General features: G+C 53.0%; 10 protein-coding genes and 1 other RNA gene (1 of these 11 running past the window's edge). 10 read left to right on the forward strand and 1 reads right to left on the reverse strand.

Annotated features, from left to right (window positions below; genetic code table 11):
• Positions 1 to 43: 43 nt before the first annotated feature.
• The 5 genes from murA (at position 44) to U9M73_RS18515 (ending at position 5,166) form a co-directional block, all read left to right on the forward strand.
• Positions 44 to 1,300, forward strand: a complete 1,257-nt coding sequence (gene murA / locus U9M73_RS18495) for a UDP-N-acetylglucosamine 1-carboxyvinyltransferase (protein ID WP_009226823.1) — start codon at positions 44 to 46, stop codon at positions 1,298 to 1,300.
• A 112-nt stretch (positions 1,301 to 1,412) separates the two neighbouring features.
• Positions 1,413 to 2,777: a transcription termination factor Rho gene (rho, locus tag U9M73_RS18500; RefSeq protein ID WP_009226824.1), complete on the forward strand. Its 1,365-nt coding sequence runs from the start codon at positions 1,413 to 1,415 to the stop codon at positions 2,775 to 2,777.
• Between the two features lie 58 nt (positions 2,778 to 2,835).
• Positions 2,836 to 4,104: a radical SAM family protein gene (locus tag U9M73_RS18505; protein ID WP_036646527.1), complete on the forward strand. Its 1,269-nt coding sequence runs from the start codon at positions 2,836 to 2,838 to the stop codon at positions 4,102 to 4,104.
• A gap of 102 nt (positions 4,105 to 4,206) precedes the next feature.
• Positions 4,207 to 4,404 carry a 50S ribosomal protein L31 gene (rpmE, locus tag U9M73_RS18510; RefSeq protein ID WP_009226826.1) on the forward strand — a complete coding sequence of 66 codons (198 nt, stop codon included), beginning with the start codon at positions 4,207 to 4,209 and terminating at the stop codon, positions 4,402 to 4,404.
• Between the two features lie 120 nt (positions 4,405 to 4,524).
• Entirely contained in the window at positions 4,525 to 5,166 is a 642-nt protein-coding gene (locus tag U9M73_RS18515; RefSeq protein WP_323078479.1) for a hypothetical protein, read from the forward strand.
• Positions 5,167 to 5,628: 462 nt separating this feature from the next.
• Here the strand turns inward: U9M73_RS18515 and U9M73_RS18520 are convergent, their stop codons facing one another.
• Positions 5,629 to 6,885: a stalk domain-containing protein gene (locus U9M73_RS18520; RefSeq protein ID WP_323078480.1), complete on the reverse strand. Its 1,257-nt coding sequence runs from the start codon at positions 6,883 to 6,885 to the stop codon at positions 5,629 to 5,631.
• A gap of 186 nt (positions 6,886 to 7,071) precedes the next feature.
• Here U9M73_RS18520 and ffs point away from each other — a divergent pair.
• The 5 genes from ffs to U9M73_RS18545 form a co-directional block, all read left to right on the forward strand.
• Positions 7,072 to 7,338: signal recognition particle sRNA large type (ffs, locus tag U9M73_RS18525), an RNA gene on the forward strand.
• A gap of 126 nt (positions 7,339 to 7,464) precedes the next feature.
• Positions 7,465 to 9,234 (forward strand): DNA polymerase III subunit gamma/tau, encoded by a 1,770-nt coding sequence (dnaX, locus tag U9M73_RS18530; RefSeq protein ID WP_323078482.1) that lies wholly within the window; start codon positions 7,465 to 7,467, stop codon positions 9,232 to 9,234.
• A 97-nt stretch (positions 9,235 to 9,331) separates the two neighbouring features.
• The gene (locus tag U9M73_RS18535; RefSeq protein ID WP_009226830.1) at positions 9,332 to 9,643 is read left to right on the forward strand and encodes a YbaB/EbfC family nucleoid-associated protein; all 312 of its coding nucleotides are present in this window, start codon (positions 9,332 to 9,334) and stop codon (positions 9,641 to 9,643) included.
• A 27-nt stretch (positions 9,644 to 9,670) separates the two neighbouring features.
• Complete coding sequence (gene recR / locus U9M73_RS18540; protein ID WP_016314604.1) at positions 9,671 to 10,270, forward strand: recombination mediator RecR; 600 nt, start codon at positions 9,671 to 9,673, stop codon at positions 10,268 to 10,270.
• A 153-nt stretch (positions 10,271 to 10,423) separates the two neighbouring features.
• A protein-coding gene (locus U9M73_RS18545; protein ID WP_323078485.1) for a DUF2508 domain-containing protein crosses the window boundary here: on the forward strand, positions 10,424 to 10,509 show its start. 193 nt of this gene lie beyond the right edge of the window; only the first 86 of its 279 coding nucleotides appear in the window; the start codon lies at positions 10,424 to 10,426; its stop codon lies off the right edge, out of view.

Genomic DNA, 10,509 nt, shown 5'->3' on the forward strand with positions numbered 1-10,509 from the left:
GGGCTTGTGTACCGACGCAAATACGTAGGGGGATCCTGGACTTATGGAGAAATTAATGATTCGTGGCGGACGTCCGCTGCGCGGAAGCGTTTCGATCAGCGGCGCCAAAAACAGCGCGATAGCGTTGATTCCAGCTGCGATCTTGGCAGAATCCGAGGTGGTTCTGGATAACTTGCCGATTTTAAGTGACGTGGCGGTATACTCGGAGATTTTGGAGGAGCTGGGTGCCCGCGTCTTGTGGGAAGGCAATCAAATGCGTATCGATCCCACCCATATTCGTTCCATTCCGATGCCCAACGGGCCGGTAAAGAAGCTGCGGGCTTCCTATTATATGATGGGGGCCTTGTTAGGACGTTTCAAAGAAGCGACCATCGGCTTGCCGGGGGGATGTAACTTTGAACCTCGTCCAATTGATCAGCATATCAAAGGGTTTGAAGCTTTAGGGGCGACCGTGACGAATGAACACGGCGCGATTCACTTGCATGCGAAGGAGCTGCGCGGGGCGAAGGTATACCTGGATGTCAGCAGCGTTGGAGCAACAATTAACATTATGCTGGCGGCCACGAGAGCCAAAGGCGCTACAATTATCGAAAATGCGGCGAAAGAGCCTGAAATTATAGATGTGGCCACTTTGTTAAACTCCATGGGAGCAGTAATTAAAGGGGCCGGTACGGAGACGATCCGAATTGAAGGCGTTACGGAACTGAAAGGCTGCCGCCATTCTATCATTCCCGATCGGATTCAAGCTGGAACTTACATGATTGCTGCTGCGGCAACCCGGGGCGATGTCTTGATCGACGGCGTGATTCCTAAACATTTAGAGGCGTTGACCGCCAAGCTGCTGGAAATGGGCGCTCATGTGGAAGAGATGGACGAAAGCATTCGGGTGATCGGACAACCAGAATACCATCATGTTGATGTCAAGGCATTAGTCTACCCTGGGTTTCCGACAGATATTCAGTCGCCGATGACCAGTTTGTTGACGCAGGCAAAAGGGGTCAGCGTGCTGAGCGATTTTGTCTACAGCAATCGGTTTAAGCACGTGCCGGAGCTGGTTCGGATGGGCGCGAAAATCCGCGTCGAAGGCCGTTCTGCCATTATCGAAGGCGGACCGCTGAATGCGGCGAAGGTGAAAGCGGCTGATTTGCGTGCCGGGGCAGCGCTAGTCGTAGCTGGACTCACGGTGCCGGAGGGCACTACAGAGGTCTTTGGCGTAGAATTGATTGACCGGGGGTATGACCATCTGGTGCCGAACTTACGCGCATTGGGTGCAGATGTTTGGCGGGAGATGGAAGAATAACTTTCCGTTTTTGCGCATAAGTTGCCAAGGATAGGGCATAATAGGCGAATAAGTCTATCATTACGCGATACTTCATAGTTTTCAATAAAATTGAATAGGTGGTTATTTTAATATGGATCTTCAAATCGCCGATCTGGAAGGGATGAAGCTTACCGAGCTGTACAAGCTGGCGAAGCAATATCAGATCCCTTATTACGGCCAATTAAAGAAGAAAGAATTGATTTTTGCTATTTTAAGGGCACAGGCTGAACAAAGCGGTCTGATGTTTATGGAAGGCGTGCTCGAGATTTTGCCGGAAGGGTACGGTTTCCTCAGACCGATCAATTATCTGCCCAGCACGGAGGATATTTACATTTCCGCATCGCAAATCCGCAAATTTGATCTGCGCACCGGGGATCTGGTCTCCGGGAAGTGCCGTACACCGAAGGAAAATGAGAGGTATTTCGGCCTCCTGCAAGTCAACGCCGTCAACGGCGAGAACCCGGCCATTGCGGCGGAACGTCTGCATTTTCCAGCGCTGACTCCACTCTATCCGCAGACCAAATTGGTGCTCGAAACTTCCCCAAATCATTTATCCACCCGCATTATGGATTTGCTTGCCCCGGTCGGACTCGGCCAACGTGGTTTGATCGTGGCGCCGCCTAAAGCAGGGAAGACTTTGCTGCTGAAGGAAATCGCCAACAGCATCTCCACCAACAATCCCGACATTGAGTTATTCGTATTGTTGATCGACGAACGTCCGGAAGAGGTTACCGATATGCAGCGTTCGGTCAAAGGCGAAGTGATCGCTTCTACGTTTGACGAGCTGCCGGAGAACCATATCAAGGTGGCGGAGCTTGTGCTGCAGCGCGCTTTACGGCTAGTGGAGCACAAGAAGGACGTTGTGATTTTGCTTGATAGCATTACGCGTCTTGCCCGTGCCTATAACTTGGTGGTTCCGCCGTCGGGACGTACGCTCAGCGGGGGGATCGATCCGGCTGCGTTCCATCGTCCGAAGCGGTTCTTCGGCTCGGCCCGGAATGTGGAAGAGGGCGGCAGCTTGACGATTTTGGCAACGGCATTGGTGGATACCGGTTCGCGGATGGACGATATTATTTATGAGGAATTTAAGGGTACGGGGAACATGGAGCTGCACCTGGATCGGAAATTGGCGGAACGCCGGATCTTCCCGGCTATCGACATTCGCCGCTCTGGCACGCGGCGTGAGGAAGTGCTCCTGAGCAAAGAAGAGCTGGATACGATCTGGTCGATCCGGAAGAATATGACCGACTCTTACGACTTTGTGGAAGGCTTCCTCAAAAAGCTGCGCGAGTGCAAGACCAACGCCGAATTCCTGGCTTCTTTTGATGTTTCCGGGAACAACCCTTCGGGTGGCGGCAACGGCGGGGCGCGTCGTCCGGTACGGTCGGGCTCTACCTCCTCACGGTCGAGTTCGGCTTCTACGGGCGCTGGCACCGCGCAAAATACTACGGTTTAAAGAGATCTCTCGGGGGTTTTGCTTGGCTTCCAACGATGAATACAAAGAGGAGAACAACATGTACTTAGTGTATGCAGATGAACAAGGACAGGTCTATGATCATCCGTCGCTGTACGGCTTAGCCCGCAGTGCGGACATGATCGTGGAGATTATGGAGGATGAGCTGATTCCGCTTCCTGAAGGGGCGACATTGGTGGGCTTGCCGTCCACCCGGCCGATCGGGATGGACCCGGAAACCGGCGAAATGAAGCCGCTCCCCGGGAATGTCCAGGCGGTCGGCGCTCTGCTTCCGCAAGGCTATACCCGCCTTTGTTTGCCGGGGTATGTGAAGACGGACAAGAATTATAAACTGCCTTTGTTCGGGTATTCTGCGGTGGTTTGGAAGGACGGTCAGTTTTACGTGACAGCGCGCCTGTCGGACGATCCCGAGAAGTGGAATCCGCTGAATTGTGATCCTCTTGAGCTCAAAAATCAAGTGAAAGCCTACACCTCCCGTTATCCGGAGAATCGGCTGTACGAACATTTATCGAATTGCGCGTTAGGTTATGAATGCCTAACCGCCTCCAATACGTTTTTGAACCGCTGGGAAGGGGCCGTCCCCGTCTCCTATTCCTGTAATGCGGGATGCTTCGGCTGTATTTCCGAGCAACCGGATGACAGCGGATTTGTTTCGCCGCAGACGCGGATGAACTTTCGCCCGCGTGTCGAAGAACTGGTGGAAGTGATGCTAGAGCATCTGAAGACTCCGGAGTCGATTATCAGCTTCGGCCAGGGCTGTGAAGGGGAACCGTCCACGCAGGCTAAGCTGATCATTGAGGCGATTCGCGAGGTGCGGCGCCAGACGGACATGGGGTATATCAATATCAATACCAACGCGGGGCTTACCGATCATATCCGCGGGATCGTGGATGCCGGCTTGGATCTAATGCGGGTCAGCACGATCAGCGCGTTGGACGATCACTACAACGCCTACTATAAACCGCGCGGCTATACGCTCGCGAATGTGGAGAAATCGTTGAAGTATGCAGCGGATCAAGGGGTCTATACCTCGATCAACTATTTGATTTTCCCTGGAGTTACGGACCGGGAGGAAGAAATCGAAGCGATGATTGATTTCGCCCGCCGCACCAATCTGAAACTGATTCAGCTGCGCAACCTGAACATCGACCCCGAAAGCTACCTGGAATTGATTCCGACGGCCAAAGGGGAGATTCTTGGGATGAAGCAGGCGATTGAGATTTTTCAGGAGGAGCTGCCGGACGTGGTCATCGGATCGTATACGCATGTGCCGCCGGCGGAATTGGCCCGTGTCAAAGTGGGCGGATAAAACAGGCAATTGCGTGAACGAGGGGCCCGTGCTATAATGCGATTATGTGTCATTATAACTCTGGGCACGACTGAGGCTCAGGGCGGAAAGAGGTGAAAGAAGATGAAAGAAGCAATTCAACCGAAATATTACGTGACTACTGTAACTTGCGCTTGCGGTAACACGTTTGAGACGGGTTCCGTGAAACAAGACCTGCGCGTTGAAATTTGCTCCAACTGCCATCCATTCTTCACCGGGAAGCAGAAATTCCTGGATGCTGGTGGACGTGTGGATAGATTCAAAAAGAAATACGGTATCTAAGATACCCTTGCACAAGCGAAATGACGAAGAACGTCTCTGCCAATCTGATGATTGGCGGGGGCGTTTTTTTCTTTTTCGGCGGTAATGATTGGGCCCATTAAGGGGAGGTGTACAGAACATATGGACTTCGATCAGGCGCATCGGTTGTGGTTGGACACGCATCGTAAACGCCGTTCGGGTGAACGGAAAGACCGATTGGAACGGGGACATGGGCATGGAGAGCAGCTGTTTTTGCGCAATGTATGGTGGCCTTTGCGGGGGAATTTGGACAACCTGCATCCGGAATACGAAATCGTCGATTGGCGGGGGCGGCCGTATTTTGCAGATTTTGCTTGGCTAACGGGGGCCGTGAAGCTCATTATTGAGGTGAAAGGCTTTGGACCGCATGTTCGCGATATGGATCGTACGATGTATAGCCGGGAGTTGAACCGGGAGGTTTTTCTGCAAGCGTTGGGGTATCGGGTTGTTTCCCTGTCCTATGACGATGTGGAACGGCAGCCGGAAGTTTGCATCATGCTACTTCGCATGCTATTAAGCAGATTTGAGTCGTCCCGGCAGACGGACAAGCTTCCCAGGCTGGCTTTGAAATCAGCGTTGCTGCAAGCAGTTCAGTTAGGCAGACCCATTCGCCCGAAGGATGTAGAGAGGCAGCTTGGCGTAAATCATCGGACCGCGGTGCGGTATTTACAGCATTGTGCCAGATGGGCTGGCTACAGGCGCGTTCCAGCGGTGAGTCGGGCCGGGTTCGGATGTATGAGGTGATACGACGGGATTGGGATGCGTTTGATTGGTGAGTGGATAATATGGGCTTGGTCGCCTAACGGCTAACACAAAATTAAGCTTATGCTGCCACCCCTCGATACCCCGTCGCTAAGTGTAAAAGTGCAGTTGATTTGAGCGAACATGGAGTGATTTGCTTGGTGGAATGTAAAAGCGCAGTTCGAAAGGGCGGAAAAGGCGGAATTCAGCCACAATAGGCGGAAATGGACTACACTTTTGCAGTTAAAACGGCAAAATGATACTAAATTGGCGAAATGAACTGCACTTTTGCATTTCAGAGGGTCGCTGTTGCGATCAGGGGTCGGGGGACGGGAGGCGGTGTACAAATCAGCCGGTTGGCTGTCGCGATCGGGGACGGGAGGCAGTGTACAAACTAAAAAACAGGTCGAAGACGATAGCCGACCGCGGTCCGCCCTCAAATCTCCAACCTGCCTGGGATGATATCTACTTCTTAAACTCCACAGTTTCCTTCAGACTATTCCATTCTTCACTCTTGATGAGGCCCAGCCGCCATAAAGCGATGCCCTTCAAATCATAGCGCTTGGCCAGCCCGGTTAGCGTTTTGACGCTGGTTTGATCCTCGCTGTCCATATTTAGCCCCAGGAGGAGCTTGCTGGCACTTGTCTCGTTAAGAGCAAGGCGGATCGCTTCGTCTACTTTGTCTGCGGGCTGCGGCCGGCCGCTATTGTTTCCTGGGAAGTAATCGTAAGCCATGATGACAATCTCGTCTGCCAGAGCCCCCAGTGTCTTATAATCATAGCCTTTATAGGACGAGTTCAACGGGTGCAGAGCCAGGGACAGCTTCAACCCAGCTGTTCGGGTTTGCTTAGACAATTCCTTCACGAAGCTGTTGAAAGCCTGGCGTGTCGCCGTCTTTTCTGTTGTTAAGCCCAGTCCTTCGAAATCAAGCATAATTCCTTGAAACGCCTTCGCTGTCGCAGCGTTCACCATATCGGTAATCGCCTGCTGCTGCAGGGCTGGATCCTCCAAGATCCGGGTCAGTTCGCCTTTCCCATCGCTGGCGAAGACCATCAGATACGGCAAGGTTCGTGCGGAGGCAGCGTCACTCACAAGGCTGTCCGCAGTCACGTTCCCTGCGGGTTGCGGGAGCCTAAACACGTCGCCCGTTTGCGTAAACTCCCCTTTCTCGTTGATCCGGCTCCAGCCGAAAGCGACAGCGTCCAGACTCGGAATCACCCCGACTTCCGAGAAGGAGGAGATGGCGTAGAACCCCAGCGTGTACATCCGTTCCTGCGGGGAGGCGATGGATACGGTCCGCGAAGCTTGGTCCCACCCGACCTGGGCTCCGAACTGCTGACTGAAGAAGCTGAGCGGAATCAGCGTATTGCCTCCAACGGACCGGGGCGCAACCGCCAATGGAACGGAGGTGTTGTTCACTTTCGCCGTTTTGCTGTTCAGCGTTAACTGCACATGAATGGCTTCAGCACCTGTGCCTTTGATCGCGGTGATCGTTTTGGAAGCTTGGTTCCAAGTGACGTTGATGCCGAGCGCTTCGGATATGGAGCGGAACGGAACCAGTGTCGTGCCGTTTACAATCATGGGTTCACCTGCAAAATTCAGCGGGTATCCGTCCAGCAGGATCCGTACCGGTGACGCCGCTTCAACCCGGGGCGACTGCATCCCGGCCAGGCCTCCGGCTAGCAGGGCGATGCTCAGCAAGAGCTTCCCAATTATTTTCATTTGTTTCCCCTCTCTCACTCACTTCAATTTTCCCATTTCCTTATTCTATTAATATAGCAAAATATAACTAGAGTTGCATGAGAGAGCGCGCACAACTCAGTGATAGTCGAGGCATAAGCAAGGCAAATCCGCCAACTTCTTCCCTCCGGTTGCATTTTAGACAGGCATGAGCTATACTTAGTTTCACCGTGCTAGATGGGGAGGTAGCGGTGCCCTGTAACTCGCAATCCGCTATAGCGAGGTTGAAGTCCTGTTAGAGGTCTTGCCGATGTGAGGCCGGTCTTTACGGCAGACGTTGACGGACGGGTCCTCCGCAAGGAGTACCTGTGAACCTGGTCAGGTCCGGAAGGAAGCAGCCATAAGCAGTCCTACTCCTGTGCCGGAGGGCAGCCTGTCCCGAGTCTTGCCGTAAAGGTGCCGCTCGGATCGCAATGATCGATAACAGGTGCACGGTACATATTGGATCAGAATACATCTTTGTCTGCGGACAGGGGTGTTTTTTTTGTACATAGACCAAAAGGCTATAGTATAATAAGGGGACGACAACCGTCGTTTAAGGAAAGAAAGAGGTGCCGCAGAATGGAGCATATTGCGCTGTACCGGGCTTGGCGGCCGCAGTCGTTTCAAGACATGGTGGGGCAGCAGCATATCATTCGCACATTGCAGAATGCGATCCGTGAACAGCGGCTGTCGCACGCTTATTTGTTCAGCGGTCCGCGTGGAACTGGGAAGACCAGTGCGGCCAAAATTTTGGCTAAGGCGGTCAACTGTGAAAAAGGACCCGCAGCAGAACCCTGCAACGAGTGTGATGCATGCCGGAGAATCACGGCCGGTGCTGTCATGGATGTACTTGAGATTGACGCCGCTTCCAACCGGGGGGTTGAAGAAATCCGCGATTTGCGAGAGAAAGTGAAATATGCCCCTACGGAAGTGCGGCAGAAAGTTTATATTATCGATGAAGTCCATATGTTAACGACGGAAGCGTTTAATGCGTTGCTGAAGACTTTGGAGGAGCCGCCTCCACACGTCATGTTTATTCTGGCAACCACTGAACCGCATCGTTTGCCGGCTACGGTGATATCGCGTTGTCAGCGTTTTGACTTCCGCCGGGTATCGTTGGAAGAGCAAAGCGAACGGCTGCAGATGATCTGTGAGCAAGAAGGCATCGAAGCGGAGAAGGAAGCGATCGAGTATATCGCCAGATTGTCCGACGGCGGGATGCGGGATGCGTTAAGCATTTTGGATCAAATCGCCTCCTTCTCGGGGCGCAAGGTCTCTTATCAGCAGGTGCTGGACATGACCGGCGGCATCGCCTCCCGGCAGTTTGCGGAGCTGGCCAAGACGCTGCTTGACGGCGATATTGGCGGGATGCTGCAGATGATCGACGGCTTTATGCAGGAAGGCAAAAGCGCAGACAAGTGCATGGAGAACCTGCTTTACTATTTCCGTGACTTGCTGATGGTCAAAATGGTGCCGCAAGCGGACAAGTTGACGGAACGTGTGCTGGATCCGCAGGATTTTGCGGAGATTGCCGAGGGCTTCACCCAATCGCAGCTGTTCCGAATCATCGATACGCTTAACCACTACCAGACTGAAATGAAATATGCCGTTCAACCCCAAACCTTGTTTGAGGTCGCTTTGCTGAAGATCTGTACGTTTGGAAAAGATGGCGCGGAAGAGCGTCCGACAGGGGGCCATAGTGCCGGAACGGGGGCCGGAGCATCCGCCGATGCTTCTGAGGTCCAACAGCTGCGCCGCCAGCTTGCAGACTTGGAGGCGAAGCTAGAGCGGGCGCTGCAGGGCGGGCTTGCCGCTGGTGGTTCTGCCTCGGGCGCGGGGGGCGGAGGTCATCGTCCATCGCGAAGCCCTGCGCCACGCGTCGCCTCGAAAGCCAAAATCCCCGCAGGGATGGATCAGTATCTGGCCAACCGCAATAGTCCGGAGTTTATGGAAATCCAGCAAAAATGGAATCAAGTGCTCCAGGCCGTCAAGGATGCCAAAATTACGGTCCATGCGTGGTTCGTGAACGGAGAGCCCGTTTCAATCCTGGAGGATAACGTGCTGGTCGCGTTTAAGAACGATATTCACCGCGAGACCACCGAGAAGCCGGCCAATAAGCAAGTCATTGAAACGGTTCTGGAGCGTCAACTGGGCAGACCGTACCATTTGGTCACCATGATGCTGAAGGATTGGAACGATGCGCTGCAAGGGGCGGGCGAACGGTCCGGCGGTGAACCGTTTGAGCTGGAGCATCCGCCGGAGGAAGGTGCGCCTGGATCCGGGAAGGAACCCTGGGTGGATGAAGCGTTAAATATGTTTGGGGATGATCTGGTCGTCATCAAGGAATAACCCAACGAATGGCTTGGACTAGGCGCCAGATCGTGGTTATATTTTTCCACTTATCGCATGATGTGCATGTAGACCAATTTAAGGAGATGTGAAGCAGATGAACAATATGAACCAAATGATGAAGCAAGTGAAAAAAATGCAGGAGCAAATGCTCAAAGCACAGGAAGAGCTTGCAAACAAAACCGTGGAAGGCAGTGCAGGCGGCGGGGTCGTTACCGTACAAGTCAACGGTCACAAAAAAGTGCTGAACCTGACGATCAAACCGGAAGCGGTAGATCCGGACGATGTGGAAATGCTGCAAGACTTGGTGCTGACTGCAGTGAACGATGCTTTGACGAAGGCCGAAGAATTGGCAAACCAAGACATGGGCAAATTTACAGGCGGAATCAAAATTCCTGGCCTGTTCTAATTCTACGAACTGAAGGAGAAGGCCCCATTGTATTATCCCGAACCGATCGCGAAGCTGATCGATGCTTTTACTCATTTGCCCGGTATTGGGCCGAAGACGGCAGCCAGATTGGCTTTTCACGTGCTGAACATGAAGGAAGACGACGTCATTGATTTCGCCAAAGCGCTGGTAAGCGTGAAGCGTAACCTTCATTACTGCTCCATCTGCTGTAACATCACGGATACGGATCCTTGCCGGATTTGTCAGGATAAGACCCGGGACGCTTCTGTTATTTGCGTTGTGCAGGAATCCAAGGACCTGGTCGCAATGGAGCGGACGAAGGAGTTTGATGGCTACTATCATGTGCTGCAAGGGGCAATCTCGCCGATGGAAGGCCTCGGTCCGGATGATATCCGGCTGAAGGAGCTGCTGAATCGCTTAAGTGATGAACGAGTGAAGGAGCTTATCTTGGCAACCAACCCAAACATTGAGGGGGAGGCGACGGCGATGTATATCTCCCGTCTCGTGAAGCCCTTTGATATCCGCGTCACCCGGATTGCCCACGGGTTGCCGGTCGGCGGCGACTTGGAGTATGCGGATGAAGTGACATTATCCAAGGCGTTGGAAGGACGCCGAGAAATTAATTAGTCTTTTTTCTATCGCTTGAAACTAAAGAACTTTAGGCCCTGTCTTTCGTTGGGGCTTAAGGTTCTTTTTGTTTTTCCGACGATGCTGAGGTTCTAAGTTTGTCCTTTCCCCGATACACATGAAATAAAAAAACGGATGGGGAGGCGATCCAACTTGAAGATCTTGAAGCGCTGGGGGGTAGGGCGCTCGAACCTGGCTCACAGGAAAGATGCGATGGAATATAAGCGCGAACTTTATGA

Source organism: Paenibacillus phoenicis, assembly GCF_034718895.1.
Lineage (GTDB): Bacteria > Bacillota > Bacilli > Paenibacillales > Paenibacillaceae > Fontibacillus > Fontibacillus phoenicis.